The sequence below is a fragment of the Geomonas azotofigens genome, from assembly GCF_018919395.1.
GTDB classification, from domain to species: Bacteria; Desulfobacterota; Desulfuromonadia; order Geobacterales; family Geobacteraceae; genus Geomonas; species Geomonas azotofigens.
This window is the reverse complement of sequence record NZ_JAHLME010000002.1, coordinates 401,784-423,175: the sequence shown is the minus strand read 5'-3', so window position 1 is coordinate 423,175 and position 21,392 is coordinate 401,784. Positions and strand designations below refer to the sequence as shown.

Genomic DNA, 21,392 nt, shown 5'->3' with positions numbered 1-21,392 from the left:
CCGGCTCCCAGCGGTCAGCTCCACGTTGTCTATCGCCACCTTTCGCAATCCACTGGTTGCCCGATTCATCGACGGCGATACAGCCGGGAGCCCAATGGTTAGGGTCGCGCAACTCGTTTACCCAACTGTTAACAAAGCCGTCGAATATGACGATGACTCCACCTCTGCCGGTGTATCCTTTTTCTGTTCTCCACGCTGCTGCTATGTCAGTTGGATTCATTTCACACCCCTTCCCATCATTGACGATTGTGTGCTTCATCAGCGCTAGTGGTTGCCTGTGCCGTATTCGGGGCTCTGGCAATGGCTTCTGCTACCGATGGTTTTTCCGCGATGAAAAGGCGCATCTGGCCTCCCTCTACCAGGTGATCGTGGGGACAATCACGGTCTTTATCTGGGAACGGTTGATCGGACCGAAATAGCGGCCGTCGAATGAAAACGAGTTTCGATCGGTCATGAGCAGCACCTGGTGCTCGTTGAGCGTGTAGCTGTCGGCCTGGTACCGGGGAAGCGGCCGGCCGGCCTGGTCCGCCTTGAGTGGCACGCTGAACGGCAGCAACCGGCCGTTGACGCGAACGCCGTCGTCGGCAACCGTCACCTTGTCGTTTTCAGCGGCCATAATCCGCTTCATCAGATAGCCGTAGCCACCGGGGCAAAACCCGGCCCGGATGTAGCCGCGTTCCTTGGCCATGTCGAAGACCTCCAACGGGGGAGGGCAGACAAGGACGTAGTCGCCTTTCCCGGCAGGCTTCCTGCTCGTCCAGTACAGCCCCACCGGAATGCTCCCCGTGGTGTTGACGCGGGCTCCGACGGCATAGCAGGCGCCCCCCAAAAGGAGCAGGATGATCGTGCCGGCGGCGATCTGCCTCAAGAGCAGGTTCATAGCGTAATGCCGGCCTTTGGCGCCTCCAAGGGGGGGCGCAGCCTGTCGCTTACCGAAGGGGCCGGTACGGCAGCGCGTGCGGTGAAAATTTCGTCCTGGAAGTAGAGCGGCTGCCGCCCGTAGATGGCGGGGAACCCGGCGACGTAGATCACCATGTCCCCGGCTTCCGTGATCTGCCCGTCGGCATCCTTTTTTGGCCCCGGCATCCGCAGACACTCGTCCGGCGTCAGCAGAGGGCGCTGCACCTCCTGCGTGGTCCGCGAGACCTGTCCCATGAGTGCGGCCATGCGGTTCCCGCTGGTGGTGATCTGCTCCTTCACCACGGTCGTCTGGCCGGTAAGTTTCGAGAGGTGCTCGGCGGTTTCCAGCCGGTTCGGCGGGAAGGCGTTTTGGACGTGGCAGTTCGAGGTGATGGTCTCGTCGGGGCCGTAACCGGTTTCGCGGCTTTTGAGCTGGTTCAGGTCCTGGCAGATCAGGTATAACTTGATGCCGTAGCCGGCGACGAAGGCGAGCGATTCCTGGAGGATTTCAAGCCTCCCGAGGCTCGGGAACTCGTCGATCATGCCCAGCAGGCGATGCCGGTACGTTCTTTTGGGGCGCACGTGTGACTGGCCGCTGTCATGGTGCAACCCCATCGCGGCAGCCGTCCGCCGCCACCATGAGGGTGTAGCTGCGATCCGCTCGAACTCCAGCTTGTCTGCCAGAAGACGAAAGATCATGTTCACCATGATGCGCACCAGCGGGCGCAGGCGGGTCTTGTCGTTGGGTTGGGTGACGATGTAGAGGCTTACCGGGTCGTCGTGGTTCATCAGATCCTTGATGCGGAACTCGGATCTGCTCACGTTGTGCGCCACCACCGGGTCGCGGTAGAGCGCCAGGTACGATTTCGCCGTGGACAGGACGGAACCGGCTTCCTCCTCGGGCCTGTCCATCATGTCCCGCGCCGCCGAACCGACGGCCGGATGCACGCGGCCGTTCAGGTGGCCGTAGGTGGTCATTTCCAGCCACAAGTCTGTTACATCGCGCTCCGGATCGGACAGCATGGCATCGACCGCCGGCAGCGAGGCTGTGCCTCCTTCGTGCCTGGCTTTGTAGATGGCATGAAGAACCACGCCCACCAGCAAGGCCTGGCTGGTCTTCTGCCAGTGGGTTTCCAGCCCCCTGCCGTCCGGGTCCACGATCAGGGTCGCCAGATTCTGCACGTCGCCCACTTCGTGTTCGGTCCCGATGCGCAGTTCGTCGAGCGGGTTCCAACCGGCGCTGCCATTCAGGGTGGCCGGTTCGAAGCGGATCACCTTGTTCCTGGCATGCTTTTGCCGCCACCCCGCCGTCATGGCCCACAATTCCCCTTTCAGGTCCGTGATGACCGCGCTGTCGGGCCAGGAGAGCAGGGTGGGCACGACCAGGCCGACGCCCTTGCCCGAACGGGTCGGCGCGTAGGTGAGGACATGCTCGGGGCCGCTGTGCCTGAGATAGCGGAGGGTTCCGGACCGGTCCAGCCAGGCGCCGACATAGACGCCGGAGGCTGCGCCGGTTTCCCGCCCTTGTCGGCCCCACTGCCAGAACGGAGGCCGGCGCGATAAGAGCCCGGAGCGGTAGATATCCTCGAGGTTCGCCCAGCGGGCGGAACCGTGCAGGTATTCGTTGACTGTGCTCGAGTTCGCCCGGATCATTTTCGCGACGGCCAGAACGAGCAGCCCCAGCCCGGCAACGACGATACCGACGCTGCCGGCGCGCATGACCGCCTGCGGATACTCGTGGTACCACCTGGCGGCCCAGCGCAGAATGCTCCAGGGGAGGTAAAAACCGTGGATGTTCCATCCCAGCACCGGCTGGTATCGGAAATCCTGAGCGAAAAACTGGCTGGCCGTTTGCAGCCCGGCGACGAGGGAGACCACGGCAAAAAAGGGTATGATCTTGGTTTTTCGCTTTTTGGTCCGCGCCTGCACCTGCGGTCCCACCGCGTTGTTGAAGTGGTCTTTCATATCTTCCGCCCCCTGGCTCTTGTGACGGAGCCGTTTGCGGTCACGGTGACGGTGTCGCCGACCGGCACGCGCTTGAGCCGCTGGGCGATGCCGGCGCCGACGGGGAGGACCAGGATCTCGTCTCCTCGTTTCAATAGGGCCAGAAACTCCCCTTCCACCTTGCGGGTCCCGGCGAATGCCGCGCTGCTCCCGTCTTCGTGATCGTAAAGCCGGTGTTTAGGCACGCCTGAGGCCTTGAGCCGCATGGCCTCCCTTTCTGCGACATACTTTACTGCGGCGGCCTGCCCTGCCGTCATCTCTCCTGGCCGAGGAACACCCCGTCGCACGCGGTGATCCGGTTTGGCACCTTGTCGCTCCAGACGATCAGGAACATCACGCGGCAGTAGCACCTGACCTCCGCCGGCGAGGTGAACCACACCGAGTTCGGACAGCTCTCGCAGGCGGTTCTGGCCTTGGGGCGGCGGCTTTCGTCCAACGCCTCCAACGTAGGGCTTACAGTGACGGGCAGCGCCTCGCTCGGCTGTTGTTCCTCGGGTGGTTCCCCTTGGATGGATTGCGGCAGCGGCGCATCCATGGCTGCCAGCGCCGCGGTTATCAAATCCTCCGTCGACTCCTGGTCGTCCGCTGGCGGTTCGTGCTCCCGCTTGGTTGTCGTGTCCACTGGCTTTCTCCCTGAGGACTCCCGGTCCCAGCAGTTCCTGGCGGTGGCGCTCCAATGCTGCATCGTCAAAGGTAATGGGCAATCTGCCGGCGGCCGCCGCCCGGGCAACCTGTTCCTTGAAGGCGCCGGTACCGTTGACGGCGATGCAACTGCCATAGTGTTCTGACGCCAAGAGTAGAGCGGCTTGCAGTCCCTCCATGTTCGCCCCCCGCGAAACCTGGAGCCTGTCCCCGTCGTCGCGTACCGCGATTGTGCCGACGTGATAGATAATCGTCCCTTTTTTGGTGATGCAGTCCCGTTCTGCCGCTAGCGGCGCATGCTTACGGTGGCCCTTGCCGGTTATGGTGTCCCCCTTCAGGCCGGTTGCCGCCTCGCGGGCGCGCAAAGCGGCCAGCGCCTCACGGTCCCCTTCGACGGCCTTCGCTCTCAGCCAGTCGGCCCATGGACGCCAAGGATATTTGCTGTCGACCGCCAGGCGGTCGGCGGTACATTGCCTGTTGATCCTACGAATTTCCTCTTGCAGCGTGTTGCTGATCGCGCCGTAGAGGATTCTTTTAACTGCCCCGTTCACTCTGACGGCCTTGGCCGCAGCCCGTTTGAGTTTTGCCCTTCGTTTGGCCGCCTCCGTTAGGCTTTTTCTGCGGTCCGCTATCTTAGCTCTTTCGGCTGCCCGTGCCGTCCTGGCTTCTTGCTGCTCCTCCTGGTAGCTGCCGTACAGCTTGGCTGTGTCGTACCGCGAAGGCATTGGCTGCCCTCGGTACCGCAGGCCGCCAGTTGCGACCCGTTCAAGCTGCGAGGGATTTCGCAGGATGTTTTGAGTTTGCGGTGGAGCCTGTATGACGTCCTTAAGCCTGTCAGCCTGCTTGAAGGAGCCCAAGCGTTTCTCCAAGCGAGGTTTCGAGAAGTGTCTTGCGACCGAACCGGCTTTGACGCCAAGCCCGGTACCGTCAGTGATAACTAAACCGTTGCCTCGCTCTTGAAGTTGCAACCCTTTTTCAGCCATCAGGGCGTGCAGCTCGGCCCAGCTTTCTGCCTGCTGCATTTGCTCGGCGCACTCGCGCTGAATCCATCCCAACAGGCTTTGCACCCCGGCGTGCCGCTCCATGTCGGCAGCCCGGCTCTCGCTTCCATTTCTCAACACTTGGTGGTTATCGGCTGCTAAGCCGTGTTGCCGTTCGAGCTTTTCGCAGAGTTTTCCCAGCGTAACGTGATCATAGTAAGGGTCGTGAATGGTGTGGCGTGTCGGGTGAATCTTATTGATGGCAATGTGGAAGTGAAGATTGTCCGTGTCATGGTGAACAACACAAATGCGCTGATGTTCGCTGTAACCCAGTTCGTAGCAGATCCTTTCCTCGATCGCTTTCAAAATGGCGCCGCCGGGTTCTTCCCCCGCGCGTAAACTGACTATCAGGTGATAGGTTTTGTCCGATAAGGCCCGTGTGTTGCGTGACTGAGTGTTGAGAACTTCGATGACGGCTGCCTGCCACTCTTGCGAATGGCAGTTGCTGACTGAGACATACCCGAGACGCTGATACTTTCCTTGTTTGTCGGTTAGGTACTTCACTAAACCATCGTAATCGCTCCTCCCCACTGACCTCATCCGCACTTTCTTGGCGATCATGCTGCAGTCTCCAGGACGTTTGGGTTTTAGCGGCTAAATTTAGAGTTTCACCGCAAAGCCTTTGGTATGACAACAGACCGCATGATCTCCTGCATCTTGTCCTGAGTGCTTTCGATTTTAGTTAGGAGGGCGCGTATCAGTCTCTCGCCGTACTGCGCCGTGCGCGGGTCGTCAGTGAGCCACAGCTTTAGGAGACCGCCCAGACGCCCAAGGTCCCCGTTGATGCGTGCCAGCTCTTCAACGCGTTCGTTGTCCAGGATGTTATGCAACTGATATCCCAAGCCTACATTCCGCAGATAGGCGGCGACGGGTAGGCCCGTCGAAGCCGCCATCTTTTTGATCGCAGCTCTTTCGTCTGGCCGCACTGGGACGTGCAGCTGGTGGGTACGTGTTGCCGTGTTCTTTTCAGCCATAATTGCCCTCTGTGAGGAGTCGGCTTCATACGTTGACGGCGGTAGCCGTCTAGCCTCGCAGAGCAGGATACCCGTTGAGCACGCAGTGCGAATAAGGGGAGGTGAAGTTAGCTAACCGGCTTGCCGGATAGCTAACTTCACATATCCTGCCCCGCTCCGAGTGACGATTTCCTAAATACGACTTTCGACCACGTCGCAATTTTACCCTGATTTTCCGAAAATAATGAGGCTACTAATAAAAAATCTCAAATAATATGGTAAGATCTCTCACAAATATCCTCCGATATATTGAATATGGTTAAGATAGCCTGCCAATCGCGGAAAATCTCGGTACGACATCATGAACAAAACCATCTCCGATCGATTAGCGGCCAAGGCCGCCGGCAAAAAGCCGCTCGCCTCCAATAGGAATCAAAACCGGGCCATCTTCCTGGCCCTGCGCCAGGAAATCATACAGGCGCTCGGCGATGGTTGGTCTATCAAGAGTATCTGGGGAATCCTGCACGAAGAGGGGAAAGTGGCCTTCGGCTATGCTTCTTTTTGGAACTACACCAAGCGTCTGATCCAAACTCCGCCCGGCCCCCCCATGGAAGAACGTGCTACTGAACGCGGCAGCACAGGCGACACAAGCAAGACCGCGAAGCCCGCGACGGCCGCGACGGCCGCACCGGAGAAGGAGATACCCGAGATAAAGGGCTTCACCTTTAATCCTTCACCAAAAAAGGAGGACTTGATCTGATGGCCAAAATCCATATCGTGCTGCAGGGGAAGGGGGGCGTCGGCAAATCAGTTGTAGCTGCAGTCCTTGCCCAGTTCAAAGTCAGCCAAGGGGAATCGCCGCTTTGCATCGATACCGACCCGGTCAACGCGACCTTCGAGGGGTACAAGGCCCTTAACGTGCGCCGGCTCAACATCCTGGACGGGGATGAAATCAACACCAGGAATTTCGATGCCTTGATCGAGATGATCGCGGCAGCCAAGGGCGACGTCATCATCGACAACGGCGCCAGTTCCTTTGTCCCGCTGTCCCACTACTTGATCAGCAACCAGGTGCCGGCTCTCCTTGACGAGATGGGACACGAGTTCGTGGTGCACACCGTCATAACCGGCAGCCAGGCCCTGGTCGACACGGTGAACGGTTTTACCCAACTGGTGACCCAGTTCCCGGCCGAGTGCCTGTTCGTGGTCTGGCTCAACCCCTATTGGGGACCCATCGAGGATGGCGGGAAGAACTTTGAGCAGATGAAGTCGTACACGACCAACAAGGCCCGTGTAACCGCGATCATCAGGATGCCTGCGTTGAAGGAAGAGACCTACGGCCGGGATTTTTCCGAGATGCTCCAGGAACGGCTCACCTTTGATGAGGCGCTGGCGACGGCGTCCAAATCGATCATGACCAGGCAGCGGCTCAAGCTGGTCAAGAGCCAGTTGTTCGCGCAACTCGAAAATGCGACGGTGCTGTGATGAACGATGACATCGAGGAGCTGATAAAGGAAATTGCGGCGAAGCACGGTATCGCCGTTTCGCGCGATGACCCAATTCTCGTCCTGCAAACGATCAACAAGCGGCTCATTGAGGACAGCTCCAAGGCCCAACGGGTGCAGCTTGACCGCTACAAGGAAGAATTGGAAGACCTTGCCGCCCGATGGGGAAGCGACGCCAGGAACAAGGCGGAAAGGATCCTAAACGCAGCCCTGCTGGCCGGCAAAGAGGCGATGGACCAGCAGATGAATGACGGCGCCAAAGCGCTGGCTATGGCGGTTAGAACCGAGATCGATGCCTCCCTTGCAGGCGTTGCCGACCGGGCTCGCGACGCCAGGCGCGTGGCAATCTTCAATGTGGTGGCAGCATGCATCACGCTGCTTGCGGCAGGTGTGGCTCTGTGGGTTGCCCTACGAGGGGGTGCTGCGGGTCCTACCTTTACGAATTGAGGCATCTATCACTGGGCAGGTCAAGATGCAAACCGCACTGTTCGCTTCCTAGGTTTACTCCCTTTCTTTCCGGACTACATAATAAAGCCTGATGCGTCCCCCTTAAAACGTCCCATCCCAATCTTTTACCAATAAAGGGTCTTTGGCCTGCAGCTTGCGGGCCGCCTGTTCCTATATGTGAGGGCCACTGGGCGGACTCTAAAGAGGTGTCTCAGTTGTGGCGGTCTATTCCGAGGAATTGAGCAACAAGTAGGAGTGGCAAGAAGCAAAGAGATTTTAGGTGAATCATTAGAATATGCTGTTGAGCTTCGGGCTTAAATGGTGTACTGTGCCGTGGTTAGGAGTACTGGTCACTCCTGCCTCTGGGCCTACTGGGAAAATCGTCCAGAAAGGGCTCTTCAGTGCAGGCCGTGGGGAGACGGCGTGGCTCGATCACACCGAGTACCGGATCATTTTTAGCTTTGCAAACATGTTTCGCATTTCCCGTATGTTATAGGCACTTGTCGGGCAAAGACGAGAACAATATATTTAACAGGGGTTGTTAATGAGATGGAGTGTGGAAGTTCAAAAATCGGGTCTCGATCCCCGAAACCTCGGCGATCTTTTAAATGGAATCGGTTACGTGCTTGTCAAGGGAGAAACCTTAAATGAAATTACTTCTCCTACGTTCGATGCATGTCTAAGCTGTGATGAGGTCTGGACTGAAGCTAAACGTTTACGTGATGTCTTCACCGGACCAGCTCAAATTGATCTTGATTTCACGTTGGGCAGTGTCGTCGATTACAGCACCTCCCCGCCGAGCCGAAGCGGATTTATTGAAGCTGCTTCCTGCCAAATTGCAATCATGGGAGGCGTTGCGACAATAGAAGTAGCCCCCCCCACGAATCTCACCGACGAGCAACTCGAAAAATGGCACGCCGACCGGTTAGAAGAAAAATATCAGGCAAAGCTTGAAGCTCAACGCAGTAGACTCGAACCCGCATTTTTGTCTGTAAGGGCCTCAAAGGTGTTAGAACTGTTGGATGTGGACAACCCGACAGGTGAAATTGTATATAAAATCTATGAGTTGGCTGAGGGACATCCGAATAACCGGCGCAATTTTCAAGTGACATTCGGCATAACTCAAGACCAGTTTTCTCGCTTTAAGGATGTGGTCCACAATCCGACCGTCTCAGGTGATTGGGCAAGGCACGGTTATGAGGACGTACCAAAAACCAGTAATCCAATGACGAAAGAAGAAGCGATTGACTTTGTCCGCGTCCTTGCAAAGCAATGGCTAAGCGTAATAAGGGGCAGACCATAGCACAACTTACAGTTTTATCATTCAAAGACAGGTGCTTTCCTCAATAAGCTAATCAGATGGCTGATCGTTTGTCGGTTGTAATGTTTTCCATGCTGAAATTAAGGATAGTTTCAGTGATTTCACAAAGCAGCATACAACAGAGTTGGTGCGTTCCCATCAGGCGAAAAGGACATTAAATGGGATCCTTTGATTTCACCGGTATTGATGTACTAGACTTTAACGAGATAGAAAAAGCAACCGTTAGCCCAGGACTCTATGCGTGGTATGGTAAAACACACATTGCGGTGCCTGACTTTAAGAGGGCAGTAGATAACGATGGCGTTGACTACGGTGAGATAAGGTTACGAAACTCTATCGCAAAACACACGCTTCGTTATCAACTCTCGCCATTTGATTTACACGGAAAAGGGGCCTTCGGTACTAAATGGAAAGGATCGCTTGATGACCTAAGCCGCGATTACCACCAGAACATAATATTGGGTCGTGTCAATGAACAAGAAATTAACGCAAAAGACGATAGGGATTTTTACAAATTCCTAAAGGACGTCACAAAAAATCAGGCTTCGAGGCAGTTTTTAGTGAAAGTGCTGACTGCAGCAGCCCCTTTTCTGACATCCCCAATTTATTTAGGCGTCTCTAAAAACCTGAAAGACAGATTGTCTGATCATGTCAAGTTATATCTGAGCCTCAAAGAACACACCTCACAAAACGACGACTATTTAAGGCAACTTAAAGAACGGATTTTAGAGGGTGGGACCGATTTTGCTCACAGAGCGGTGGCTATGGATTTTAATCCAGAACATTTATTTGTTGTTACGCTTGACATGAAACGATTCGTGCAAAGTGAATATGATATTGATACTTTGCGGAAATTCGCTGGAACAGCTGAATGGCTTTTGAATAGATGGCATAGACCTTTCGCAGGGAGGCGTTGAATGGATGGCTTTTTAGATGAAAAACTCGATCAGGAACTTACCATTGAGTATGAACAGTCTGTCTTTGGAACATGGGGCACATTTAAGACTCCAGCTGGAGAAGTTCAGTTTCTAGAAACAAAGGCCAGAATTGGCAAAATGGCTAAGGATAAGGAAAAAAGGCTCACCAACTATTTGCGTCCAGTGCGTGAGGTATTGCCCACCACTAATATGGATTTCAACCAACTTCTTCAGAGAGATCTGGACGATCATCGTGTTGCCACCGGACTAGTGCCGTATGTGCTAAATCAGGTGAATAGACCAGCATTTTTCCCGCCGATTGTAGCGGCTATCCTTCCCTTCGAAGGTAACGACCCCCTGAAAAGTTTTCCGATGGGCAGTGATATTAAGAAATACAAAGATACCATAGCTTATTGGAAAGGAGAAAGATACGACACTGCTTATAAAATTGAACGTATGCAAGATAGCACCACTGATTCCGATTCTGTTGTAAAGTTAGGTAGGTTATCCTGGAACCCGGAAGAGGCTAAATTTGTCGTTATAGACGGGCAGCATCGCGCAATGGCACTGTTGGCTATCGACAGAACCATAAATAATACTTGGGGTGAGAAAGGAGAAAAGTATAAATACTTCTATGAGCCTGTAATCAAAGAACTTCTGAGGAATAAATCTGAAGAAGAACGTAAGCAATTATTTAATCAGTTAGAGTTTGCCGTCACCTTAGTGTGGTTTCCTGCTGGAGAGAGTAATTTGGAACCTCACGCAGCAGCAAGAAAATTATTTGTAGATGTTAATCAGAACGCACGAAATCCTAGCGAATCGCGGATACTGCTCCTATCTGACGCAGAACTTATTAGTATTTTCACTCGACGTCTCTTGAATGACTTTAGAGAGGATACCTCAACTCTACAAATTTATGCTATCGAATATGACCATCCAGGAAGAGACCAGGCATCATCTTCAAAGTGGAGCGTAATTTCCAACGTAATAATTTTGAGAGATTGCATTTCAAGAAGCGTATTCGGCCCAGATAAATATTTCATAAATCTCAATCTAGGGTTTGGCGGTCGCGAAAGCGAATATGAAAAGTCGCTCTTTATGCAATCTACTCTTGCGGTAGATGCCGAAATTGAAGAAGTTGTAGAGGATATAAAACGCAACGAGATTTCAAATACTAAGTTTCCTAACAGTAAAATTGAGTTCCTTCAGAACCAGCTGATGAAGGGGTGGGGAAACCTAATAGTAAGAATGTTGAGTGATCTTGTACCATATCATGCACACGGGCAATCACTGGAAACGTTCAAGAATGGATGGGCTACCGCCGGAACAACCGATACTTTGGCTAAAGACGCAATATTCGAAGGTGTTGGAATGTTTTGGACTATCAGGGATAGTTATCAACATTGGGAAAGAACAAACCAGTTTCGAGCAGATTTAAAGCTCAAACCTTTGGACAAAACCGATATAGTGAGCACTTGGGAAACGCTTGAGCTGAAAAAGAAGATTTTTTATGAGCTAAGGTGCAAGACATATTTGGGGAAGACTGATCAGACGTCGATCGAACTATCTAATGGCATCTTCGATGTATTTTCAACAAATGCTTGTCAACTTGGGTTCGTCCTAGCTGCAAGGACCTTGGGGTATCGGGCAAACATAAGCCTTTCGGACATGGAAAATTTTACTTCTAATGTAATTCAGGCTGCAAATGCAGGACTGCTAGGTGGCCCCAAAACGTTTCCTGGCCGTAAAGCGATTTTTTACAAAGGTATAGATGAGCCTTTAAATAGAATACCGAAACTCGATACCCAATATGCTGCCCATTTCAGATATTTTTGGTTGGAATTACTATCTACATCTGAGGCATTAGATCACTTATCTCTGTCTATTAAGAGTGAAATTACAACTGAGTCACGAGATTCCGCACGGTACTTCTATTACTCATATCTTGTAAAGGAAATGCTTAAAGGCATTGAGAAGACAAACACTAAAAATGAAGGCAAAGCGGTTTTGTTGGGAAAAGCAAAGAGTATGGCAGCAGAAACGCTTAGGAAATCCCTGTTGAAATGGTTTGGAATCACGAAGTCCGTCTTTGAAGAATGGCTTGGTAAAATGGAATCGGCATCTGTCGATATAACCGATCAAGGCATGGAGAAAGAAAATGGCAATGGAGGCGAAGAGACCTTTCAAGAGGAACAGAATGAAGGTGGGTTGTCGTTTACAGAACTTTTAGACATAACAGTTGAAAAGGATTGAGTGAACAGAGGAAGCGCCTGTGGACGCATTTACTAACGCTCCACAGGTGCTGTCTCTGAGTGTTTTTTAGATGATTCGCCAAATTCTACATTAAACATTAATTGCTGATAAAAAATATGATCTTTAATCGGTCTAATTGCATACATTAGTCTCTTGTCTATATGCTGGGCTATTATCATGCCATATACTGATGTCTGTTTGTTTACTGCTAGATTTTCTTCGACCCACCCAACATACCTGCACACCTGACCAACTGTCTCATCAGTACCTTTTCTTTTCAGCTCAATAACGATTATGTCTCCTTTTGCACTTTTCAGCAGTAAGTCAATCTCGCCAACTTCCTTCGTGTCGTACTTACCCATTACATTTTTCTGCTTCTCTCTGTCAAATAAAGTACAATGGCCAAACCCTAGTCCTATCAGTCCATTTTCTTCAAGGTTCTTAAAAAGCCACTGATGCCATTCCTTCTCCAAGAAAAGACTTGTATCCAGCTTTGACGCGTCAGGTGAGTAGCACTCCTGGAAGCTAAGGATTTCTTCCTCCATCTCCAACTGTTCGACGTCATTGTCTGAAAGCCAAGCTAATAAGCCGAACGTTGCTGGCCCGGCTTTGTAAAAGATTTTCTCTTTACTTGAAACGGCAGCGTTAAAGCCTTTGGAACTTCTTATGAGTTGGGCGCTTAAGGCACCCTTAGGGTCTTTGGCGCCAAAAGAGTAAAAACCATTTTCTATAATCACCTCAAGAATATTATCTAGCTTTGAAGGAATGCCGAGGATCTGAAGGCTTTTTCTAGCCGCTTCATTTATGGTCATTTTGTCACCATATCCTAGTTCGCATTGGTGCACAGGCGAGATAAGTCCTTTACATTCTGCAAGCTAGAGATCCCCCTCTCCAGATGTCTCTTGAAGTACTCGGGCAAAGAGTCTTTCTTGGTTAAATCAATATTATCGATATTTGCTCTGAGTATAATAAGAGCAGCGAGTTCCTCTTTGTAGGCACCAGCAAAAGTCTTCCATTCAATTTCAATGTTGCTTTCACCGGATTTTTCGTATTTTGGTGGTTTTGTCGGATTGGCAAGTGACCTGCACAAGGCAATTCTGCAGATCTCGTTCCAGTGTTCCAACCCGGTATGGCGCTTAACTTTTATAAGGATTTCCCTGCCTCTAGCACTCACTCTAACATGCTCAACTGGTGGTCTCATTTTTCGAAATATCCTTCTTTTATGTTGGTCTGGGTCAACTTTTCATCATGATCGAGAAGATAACAGCGAGAAATGAAGGGCTTTATTGCTTGATAGTAAGGGCCAATTATTTCTTCATCAGTAGATAAAAGAAGTACCTGGTGGGACGCATTTGGAAAATAGCGTTGGACCAAATGCTTCCGGTGTGACGAGTCCAGGCGCCCTAACGGAGTGTCTATAATTGTTGGTACAGGGCGGCCTGAGGCACGTGCTAGCCCCCAGAGCATAGAGGTTGCCAACAGCTGCTTTTCACCTGCTGACAAACGATCAAAGGGTAGGGCGGTGCCCTCTTTGGTGGTCAGGATCGTTTCAAAGCTTTCTGGGTCAATAGTGAGTCCGGTTACCAAATCTTTTTTTCTTAGCAATTTTTGGAAGGAATCCAGCATTAAGTTTTCCATTCCCTCTGTGTGCCGCTGGACGACCAATTTTCGAAATTCCGTCAAGGTGGTGCGGACCTTCTGGGAATGCTTGATCATTCTGAGGCGGGCGTCCTCGGTAAAATTGGCATCAATGTTGTGAGCTGCAATCTTATCAACCCTCGCTTCGGCCAATAGTTTCTGACGCCGCAGGGCTTCCTGTCTAACCTTAAGGGCCTCAAGTTCGAGCAATTTTTCTTGATGTGCTCTTTGAACCAGATTCAATTCTTGTTGTATATCGGCTATGCGGTCTGCCGTGGGGACACGCTCTAATTCGTTCTCCACGCGGGCGATTTTTTCGGCTAATGCAGATATTCGTGCCGAAAATGTATGAGCCTGCTGCCTTGCTGAGGGCAAAACTTTTTCTCGAAGATTCCCAATGCGTAGTGCAAGGGCATCATCTGCGTTGAGCACCAGGCACTCTTGGGCCAAGCCTGCACGTCCAGCACGGTCTTCCTCCAAAATTGTCCCCATTGCACTTAGGGAATTAGCAGGCAACTTGGACTTTTTCAGGGCCGATAGTACTGACTTGTCGCGAGCCTCCAATACCGTAAGCAAAAGTCGTGCACGCTTAATATCGGTTTCATGAAGCACTGCCCGTTCGACCTCGCCCAACAGGTGGTCGACCAGCGAGAGTGGCAACGGTCCGGCTATCAGTTCCCTGTATTGTGCTTCAGCCTCAGCTTTTTCAGCTTTTAGGCTGGTCAATTCCTCTTCCAGCTCTTGACGCCGAAGGAAAAGTTCGCCCCCTTCTTCCCGAAATCGTTCTTCTTTAGCCCGTAAGTCTTTTGCCAAGCGCCCGGTTTCATTGACCAGTGCTCCCTCTTGCATGGCTGTTATCGCTTGTTGGTGATCAATTTCCTCCAACTCGCCTCGCGCCTGTGCCAATTTCTGAGACGTTTCAGGGTCAAGACCTTCTCCTTTTTTCTTTCTTTCAAATACTTTAAGATCTGTTTCTAGGCGGTCCACTAAGTCAAGGCCGAGTAAGGAACGGATAGCAGTACCAAGGATTTCAGCTGCATGACCTCCTTCCGCCAATTCCTTAATTTGTTCACCGTCGAAGAAAAAGAGATGGGAAATGCTGCTGGGAAGATAAGCCTCTATCGCCTCTTCCCAATGCTCGGATATAATCTCATCAATACTTCCATCCTCATAGACTCGGACACTCTCCTCAATACCCTTGACGCCATGGCACCAACTTCTGATCAGTTCAAATTGTCTAGTCTGACCTTCGATGACCCGCCGAAATCCAACGGTGATGCTAGCACCGTCAACGTGTCCTTTACGATGGATGGATTGTCGTAAATATTCCTTGTAGGGCAATCTTCCCCGGTTCGAGGTATGAGCCTTCGAACCATAGAATGCCAATTGAATGGCGTCAAGCAGGGTGGTTTTGCCTCCACCATTCATTCCGCCAAAAAGAATTATGGGTTTACCTGGTTTGGGGGAAAGATCAGCTTCCTGCCTACCGCCGTAGACCCCAAAATTTTCAAGTACAACTTTATCGAGGATCATACCTTGTCCTCCTGTGAGGTTTCAGATGACCCTTGGGACACGCATGGTAATTCTGACCTAATCCGCTTTTTCTGTTCGGCGATGAGGTTTGCTCTGGAAACCGCGTCATCGCGGTTATCATAGAAATGGCGGGAAAAGGTCTTCTCTAAACGTTCATGCAAGCCAGCCCTACGTGTTGTAGACCGCTGCTGCACTGTAAGGCTTATGAGTTCTCGACTCAGTTCGTAATGAAGGTGGTCGTCACCGCATAGCTGTGCAAGTATGCTCATCTCTTCTTCGCCTATTACCAAGTTATCATCAAGTGAGCGCCCAGGATATTCCTCCCCGGTAGCATTCCGGTAGATCCGCGGAAGGGAGTCCTCCAACTCATGTTTATCGACTACCCATATTCGCCGTATTTCTTGCAACTCTGCTAGTGTTATTAGTTCAAACCCTCTTACCTCATCCGGCCCATTGTTGCGAATGTAAGTCTGGGCAATAAGTAACTTTTTAAGCCATTCTTCGCGTGCGCTCTGAATGTAGGGACCATGGATGGGGCGTCCACCGGACATTACTTGTACGGCCCCGCTCATTCGTCGGAAATCCCGGATGTCGTAATCTGCGTTCTCTGCGTATTCCCCCTCATGGTCCCGGCGGAAATCCAGTGCGTCCCGAAGGTCTAAAAGTGGCATCATCCATTCTTTTTCTTCATCATTCTGGATCATAGCGGTCATTGATTTATCTTTGTCGACCAAGGTGCACACCCAACAGCCAAAACGAGAATCACCGCAACTTGGTGTTGAATCATCAACTACAAGTGGGCACTCGCCGTCCGCAGATGCTCCTGCATACATGCCTAGCAAGTCATGGTTATTGTTTCCCCATGGATTCTTGACCTGCATAAGATAAAACCAAACATCCTCGTTGGTCCAATCCTCGATTGGAGTATAGACAAGGGACCCAGGCAGGCTTGAATTCGGGCTAAGCCTGTCACGAAAACGTTTCTTTTCATGAGCAGCCATATTCGCTGCTCGTTTCGAGCTTTCAGCTTTACGGGTGCCGAGAACAAGGATTGCCTCACTACTTGACGAAACAACATTATTGATGAAGGTGTTGGAAGGTTGGATTTTAAGACGTGCTGTACACCAGCGGAATTTGTTTCGAGGGGCCGGGTACCCTTTACCAATCAGGTTTACCCAAAATGAGTCTGCCAGTGCAGGCGTGAGCCGTATCGGTTCAATAGGCATTTCCTGCTTGCTGGCAGACTGCTTCATTAGGCTAAGGGAGTTTGCTACCCACACCGCTACAACGGGATTTTCAACCATAGTGTCGGTGGATATGACATAGACTGTTTTTCGCCGTTGTTCTAGCGGAAGGGTGGCTAGAGCGGTCCAAACTAACTGAAGAATGGCTGTGGAATCTTTTCCGCCTGAGTAACCGATGATCCAAGGCACCTCGTCGGCAGTATAGAGGGCGCAGACCTCCTCTTGCAAGCTGCGGATGGTAGACTGAAAACCACTGTTGTTAAATGCGGACTTGTGCTGTCTCGTGGGAATTGAAGTTGTGTCGCCAGTATTTTTAGTTTTAGGTCTCGATGTCATGGTCACTCGTTAGCAAGATCTTTGCGGTTGAAAGCGGTCTCTACGCGCTGCTCCTCTTCGCTGATTGGCAGCGACAACGCACGTTTTATTACATTTGTAGTCAGCACGACGTTAGTGGTAACTTTCGAAACTTTCCCACCTATTAGAGCTCGACCCTCCCAAAGTTTGGCGTTTTTGCGTGACCAATCAATCTGCTCTAGTCCTTTAAGGCGCTTACGCCAGTTGTTGGGGGAGTTAAGGAGTAGGGCATTACCTGCCTTACCAATGGCTTGAATAGCAATGCCGTGGGAATGTATAAATCCTTCCCGGACCTCACTCGCAGGTAGTTTGCCGTCCCGTACTTGGAGCCACTGGGGAAAGTGCTCAGCAATGGCCTCCCAGAAAGAACGAGCTATGTTAGCATCTTCTGTAAGATCGCCCGTGGCTATTCCGTTTACAAGGTCTGCACACGCGTTGTAAAATGCCGAAAGAGTGAACAGTTTTCGGGATCGAGGAGCGAGGGACGACTTTTCCATGTCCACCAGCTCCCGGAAAACCTCTGACTTCATGATTACTAATTTTGCCAGGCGCGCTTTGTCGTTACGGTGGTCGTATAGAAGGCCCAATGAACGGCTGGGGCGTATTGCATAGCGATTCAGATCGGCAAACATCTGCTGGCAACGCTCTAATCCGATGTCCAGAAAAAAGACTACGGCTATGGTCTCATGCTCTAACTCCGGACGCTGTTTCAGTGCCTCGATAATGGCTGCCCGTCGGTGTTGGCCATCATTGATTATGAAGTGTGCATCCATAGGGACCCGAAGGACACCAAGGCGGTCCTGTCCCGGTAATGCCTCAAACACAACCTCAGAGTCAATGGAAACCGTAAGAGCGGAGAAAACGTAGTCATCCGGGTTGTTCAGAATATAATCAGAGATTTCAGGAATACGACCTTTGTTGAGGATGCGTTGTGCGCGCAACTCCGGTGGCAATTCGTCCTCGTCAAAAATGGAAATTTGGCGAAGCATTCTCAGTGTCCACATCGCGACATAATATTCGCGGCGAGCTTGGAGACCCCGAATTACAGGGAAACTAAGGGTTGAGTTGGTGTCCATGGGACCTCTTAAATGGGCGAAGGGGGCAAAAAACGGTTTGTTAAAATTCCGATCTAGTTTATAATAAATGTTTTTTTGTATGTCAATGTGAAAATCAAAAAAGACATACAGGAGGTTTCATGGCTGTTGTTTACCTGGATTGCAACGCTACAACTCCTCTGGCCCCCGAAGTGCGTGATATCATGATCCACTACCTGACCGATGAGTTTGGGAATGAGGGAAGCAGGACCCACGAATATGGAGCTCGGGCCAAGAGTGCTGTGCAGAAAGCGAGGGATCAAGTCGCTGCTGTTGTCGGAGCAAAGCGGGACGAGGTCATTTTCACAAGCGGGGCAACCGAGAGTAATAATCTCGCGATTCTCGGGCTTCGTGGGGCTGGAATCGAGCAGGGAAAACGCCATGTGATCACAACGGCAATTGAGCACAAGGCGGTGTTGGAACCCTGTGATGCCTTAGAGAGGGAGGGGTTTGAGGTTACACGGTTGCCGGTGGGAGAAAACGGCGCGGTTGACCCTGAAGCGGTGCGTGACGCCTTGCGGCCCGATACCTTGCTTGTATCGGTGATGCAGGTGAATAACGAAACCGGAATCTGCCAGCCGATTGCGGAGATTGTAGATATTCTGCAGGACCATGAGGCCTTTTTTCACACCGATGCCGCACAGGGATTCGGGAAGGAGTTAGACTCACTCAAGCATCCCAGGGTTGACCTGATAAGTATTAGCGGACATAAAATTCACGCACCGAAAGGCGTTGGGGCCCTGATAACGCGCCGGAGAGGGTATGCCCGACTGCCACTGACTCCACTAACTTTCGGCGGCGGGCAGGAGCGAGGCTTGCGACCGGGAACATTACCTGTTCCCCTAATTGCTGCCCTTGGGGCAGCAGCGGAAATTGCCGTTCGCGATCATCACAAACGACAACAGGCTTGTGCGATGCTCCGGAATACGGCTCTGGGATCTCTAGCCCCCCTGAACCCGAAACTCACTGGGGATCAATCGAAGGCGATGAACCACGTGCTTAACATATCCTTCGCTGGTTTGGATTCGGAAGCCCTTATTGTTGCTTTAAAGGACTTGATTGCCATCTCCAACGGCTCGGCTTGCACCTCAAGCAGCTACACCCCAAGTCACGTATTAAAAGCGATGGGTATGAGCGATGAGGACGCAAACGCTTGTGTACGCATCAGCTGGTGCCACTTAACACCGGCGGTTGACTGGGAACAGATCGCCCAGAGAATTCGCACCTTGTACTGATCTGTCGGCCGGGTTGTGGTTCAGGAAGTGGCAACAAATCCCCTTGCCGGCGGCACACCCTAGTACGGTCGCCACCGGACGGGTACTTCTCAAGGCAATCCTTAGCGAAAGAAGATTAGGGGGAGGATCACGGCACCTTGGGTTGCATGGGTACGATGTTGCTTTGAGTGCCGGTGAGGATGTTGGTCAACCGTCGCGCCCATGATTCGAGTGCTGCCTGTTTCTGCGAATCGTATTTGAACTGATTATAGACTCTGATGATTCCCTGCTTGGCGTGGTTAAGGACGGCATCGATGACCTCGTCCATCTCGCCGGATTCGGCCATGAACGTTGCGGCGGTGCGCCGGAGGTCGTGGGGGGTGAAGCTGGCGACCCCCAGCACGGTCAGGCCGTCGCCGGACTCGTTGCGCTTCAGGGCCTTGCTGAGGGCGTGGCGCTCGATCGGTTTGTCCTTGGCGCGGTGGGGGCAGGGGAAGATGTAGCCGACGTACTCCTGATCGTCGGGGACTTCACGCGCGATCTTGTTCTGCGTGATGCATTCCTCTATGATCTCCAGCGCCAGCGGGGAGAGGGGGACGCGGTGGGCTTTCCCGTTTTTGGCCCGCTCGCTTGGAATGGTCCACCACTTGCCGTCGATCTCGCGGGTGTGCATGCCTGACACCTCGCCGGGTCTCTGTGCGGTGACCAGGATGAGTTTGATGGCGCGTATCACCTCTCCGGACAGGTTCATGCCGGTGTCGAGGGCGTGCCATACGGTCTTGACCTCGTCAGCGGAGAGAGCACGCTCCTTGAGTTTCAGGGGGGCGGGCATGTCGATGCCGGTGCAGGGGGTGGTTTTCAGGCGATCCTTCTTCACGGCCCAGTTGAACATCTTGCGTATGATCTTGAAGATGTTGTTGGCGGTCTGCGGGGAACCCCGGTCAACGACCTTGTCCAGAAGGGCGATCACCTGTCCTTTGGTTATCTCCTGGGCCTTTAGCCGGCCCCATGTAGGGAACACTTCCTTCTCGAGTATCCGTTTGTCTTCGAGCCAGCTTTTTTTGTTTGCTTCGGCGTGGCGCTTTAGGTAGTCTTCACCAAGCTCTTTGACGGTGGGCGCCGCCTTCAGGTCTGCCTGTTCCTGCTGGGCGGTTTCGAGAGGGTCTCCACCGGACTTGACCAGTTCATAGGCGCTGGCATGCTTGATCCGGGCTGCCTCAAGGGACAGTCCTGGATACTCCCCCAAGGTGAGGAAGCGCCTGGCGCCTGTTACCGGGGAGTCGTAGCCGTAAAAAAATATCTTGGTGCCGTTAGGTTTGATGCGTAGTCCGAAACCGCGACCATCCCGGATATCCCTGATCTTGGCCTCGGGTTTCATATTTCTAATCTGCCGGTCGGTGAACATTGCACTCCTCCCGCTGACGAGTGAACTTTCGAGTGAACTTTTAGCCGAGGGGTTTGTTGAAAACTGTTGAACTGCTCTGAATAGGTTGTAACCCATATCTTATTGATTTTCAAGAGCAATTCTTGAGGATTTGAAGCGAATCGAAACGTGATGAAAAGGCGTGAAAAGGCTTTTTTATTTAACTCCTAAGGAAGGGGTCGGACGTTCGAATCGTCTCGGGGACGCCAAAAAAATCAAGGGCTTACAGTGTTTAGCTGTGGGCCCTTTTTGTTTGTGCAACCTCTGGTGCAACCTCCAACCTGTCTATTTCCACTTCAGCTCTCTTTCACCTCGTTATCGCCCAAGTTGCTGCCATTTCAGTGCACGCAATGCGTGCATATATTTCGTTCACGGCTATATGTTCTTACGAGTGCCATTCTAGCCAGAAGGAGAGCAAACATGAACAAAAGCATCGTTTCACTGTTGGTTTTCTCCGCGTTGTGCAGTACGGCCTTTGCGGGCCCTCCCCCCGTCACCGGCAGTGTTGAAATCAGCGGGACTGTCGCTGTCGACGTAAAAAGCCCCAATCCCCTGCCTACGAAATCACCTGACAGTGTGTGGGTGACCCAAAAAGAAGGGCTGGCACTGTCTGCCGGTTCTCCTTCCCTCACCACCGACGCTAAATATAACTTTTGGAAATGTCGCGTAGGTATCAAGAATGAAAATGCGGAGGGAACGGTTGTCAATGTAAGAATTTACGATCCAGTGTCCAATTTCACATTTGACTCTTTTACCATGAACGAGCCAGGACAGCACGCAACGTACATAGACCTTCCTGGCGGGGGAATATCTATTGCCAACGATGCCATTGTCACTGTGCTGGGCATATTGTGCCGCTGATAGGGGTTGCGTCACCAGTATTATTGCAGGCAAAAAAGAGCAGGAATTC

The 21,392-nt window shown here is 52.0% G+C and carries 18 protein-coding genes; 8 read left to right on the top strand and 10 right to left on the bottom strand.

The window, feature by feature from the left end:
- Positions 1-355 precede the first annotated feature (355 nt).
- The 4 genes from traF to traJ are packed head-to-tail and all read right to left on the bottom strand — an operon-like array spanning position 356 to position 5,560.
- Complete coding sequence (traF, locus tag KOL99_RS06855; protein WP_216509737.1) at positions 356-880, bottom strand: conjugative transfer signal peptidase TraF; 525 nt, start codon at positions 878-880, stop codon at positions 356-358.
- Positions 877-2,865, bottom strand: coding sequence for a type IV secretory system conjugative DNA transfer family protein (locus tag KOL99_RS06850; protein WP_216509736.1), 1,989 nt, complete (start codon positions 2,863-2,865; stop codon positions 877-879). Before KOL99_RS06850 ends, traF begins: the two co-directional genes overlap by 4 nt.
- Entirely contained in the window at positions 2,862-5,147 is a 2,286-nt protein-coding gene (gene traI / locus KOL99_RS06845; protein ID WP_216509735.1) for a TraI/MobA(P) family conjugative relaxase, read from the bottom strand. Before traI ends, KOL99_RS06850 begins: the two co-directional genes overlap by 4 nt.
- 47 nt (positions 5,148-5,194) lie before the next feature.
- Positions 5,195-5,560, bottom strand: coding sequence for a conjugal transfer transcriptional regulator TraJ (traJ, locus tag KOL99_RS06840; protein WP_216509734.1), 366 nt, complete (start codon positions 5,558-5,560; stop codon positions 5,195-5,197).
- A 340-nt stretch (positions 5,561-5,900) separates the two neighbouring features.
- Between traJ and KOL99_RS06835 the strand changes: the two genes are divergently transcribed.
- The 6 genes from KOL99_RS06835 to KOL99_RS06810 all read left to right on the top strand — a co-directional run bounded on the left by KOL99_RS06835 (position 5,901) and on the right by KOL99_RS06810 (position 11,982).
- Positions 5,901-6,299 carry a TraK family protein gene (locus KOL99_RS06835; protein ID WP_216509733.1) on the top strand — a complete coding sequence of 133 codons (399 nt, stop codon included), beginning with the start codon at positions 5,901-5,903 and terminating at the stop codon, positions 6,297-6,299.
- Entirely contained in the window at positions 6,299-7,024 is a 726-nt protein-coding gene (locus KOL99_RS06830) for a nucleotide-binding protein (RefSeq protein ID WP_216509732.1), read from the top strand. Before KOL99_RS06835 ends, KOL99_RS06830 begins: the two co-directional genes overlap by 1 nt.
- Positions 7,024-7,491, top strand: a complete 468-nt coding sequence (locus KOL99_RS06825; RefSeq protein ID WP_216509731.1) for a conjugal transfer protein TraM — start codon at positions 7,024-7,026, stop codon at positions 7,489-7,491. Before KOL99_RS06830 ends, KOL99_RS06825 begins: the two co-directional genes overlap by 1 nt.
- 556 nt (positions 7,492-8,047) lie before the next feature.
- The gene (locus KOL99_RS06820) at positions 8,048-8,794 is read left to right on the top strand and encodes a hypothetical protein (protein ID WP_216509730.1); all 747 of its coding nucleotides are present in this window, start codon (positions 8,048-8,050) and stop codon (positions 8,792-8,794) included.
- A gap of 176 nt (positions 8,795-8,970) precedes the next feature.
- Positions 8,971-9,729 carry a hypothetical protein gene (locus KOL99_RS06815; protein ID WP_216509729.1) on the top strand — a complete coding sequence of 253 codons (759 nt, stop codon included), beginning with the start codon at positions 8,971-8,973 and terminating at the stop codon, positions 9,727-9,729.
- Entirely contained in the window at positions 9,730-11,982 is a 2,253-nt protein-coding gene (locus KOL99_RS06810; RefSeq protein WP_216509728.1) for a ParB N-terminal domain-containing protein, read from the top strand.
- A gap of 32 nt (positions 11,983-12,014) precedes the next feature.
- On the opposite strand, the gene KOL99_RS06805 is transcribed toward KOL99_RS06810, so the two are convergent.
- From KOL99_RS06805 to dndB, 5 genes are read right to left on the bottom strand one after another with little or no spacing between them, the layout of a single operon-like run.
- Positions 12,015-12,794, bottom strand: coding sequence for an endonuclease NucS domain-containing protein (locus tag KOL99_RS06805; RefSeq protein ID WP_216509727.1), 780 nt, complete (start codon positions 12,792-12,794; stop codon positions 12,015-12,017).
- 14 nt (positions 12,795-12,808) lie between these two features.
- Positions 12,809-13,183: a DNA sulfur modification protein DndE gene (gene dndE, locus KOL99_RS06800; protein WP_216509726.1), complete on the bottom strand. Its 375-nt coding sequence runs from the start codon at positions 13,181-13,183 to the stop codon at positions 12,809-12,811.
- A complete protein-coding gene (dndD, locus tag KOL99_RS06795; protein ID WP_216509725.1) occupies positions 13,180-15,153 on the bottom strand; it encodes a DNA sulfur modification protein DndD in 1,974 nt (657 codons plus the stop codon). Before dndD ends, dndE begins: the two co-directional genes overlap by 4 nt.
- Complete coding sequence (gene dndC, locus KOL99_RS06790) at positions 15,150-16,733, bottom strand: DNA phosphorothioation system sulfurtransferase DndC (protein WP_216509724.1); 1,584 nt, start codon at positions 16,731-16,733, stop codon at positions 15,150-15,152. The genes dndD and dndC overlap by 4 nt, the downstream gene beginning before the upstream one ends.
- Before the next feature lie 2 nt (positions 16,734-16,735).
- A complete protein-coding gene (gene dndB, locus KOL99_RS06785; protein WP_216509723.1) occupies positions 16,736-17,827 on the bottom strand; it encodes a DNA sulfur modification protein DndB in 1,092 nt (363 codons plus the stop codon).
- A gap of 119 nt (positions 17,828-17,946) precedes the next feature.
- On the opposite strand from dndB, the gene dndA reads away from it, so the two are divergent.
- The gene (gene dndA, locus KOL99_RS06780) at positions 17,947-19,080 is read left to right on the top strand and encodes a cysteine desulfurase DndA (RefSeq protein WP_216509722.1); all 1,134 of its coding nucleotides are present in this window, start codon (positions 17,947-17,949) and stop codon (positions 19,078-19,080) included.
- A gap of 127 nt (positions 19,081-19,207) precedes the next feature.
- Here the strand turns inward: dndA and KOL99_RS06775 are convergent, their stop codons facing one another.
- Positions 19,208-20,464 (bottom strand): tyrosine-type recombinase/integrase, encoded by a 1,257-nt coding sequence (locus tag KOL99_RS06775; RefSeq protein WP_268898911.1) that lies wholly within the window; start codon positions 20,462-20,464, stop codon positions 19,208-19,210.
- Between the two features lie 438 nt (positions 20,465-20,902).
- On the opposite strand from KOL99_RS06775, the gene KOL99_RS06770 reads away from it, so the two are divergent.
- Positions 20,903-21,343, top strand: coding sequence for a hypothetical protein (locus KOL99_RS06770; RefSeq protein WP_216509720.1), 441 nt, complete (start codon positions 20,903-20,905; stop codon positions 21,341-21,343).
- Positions 21,344-21,392: the final 49 nt, after the last annotated feature.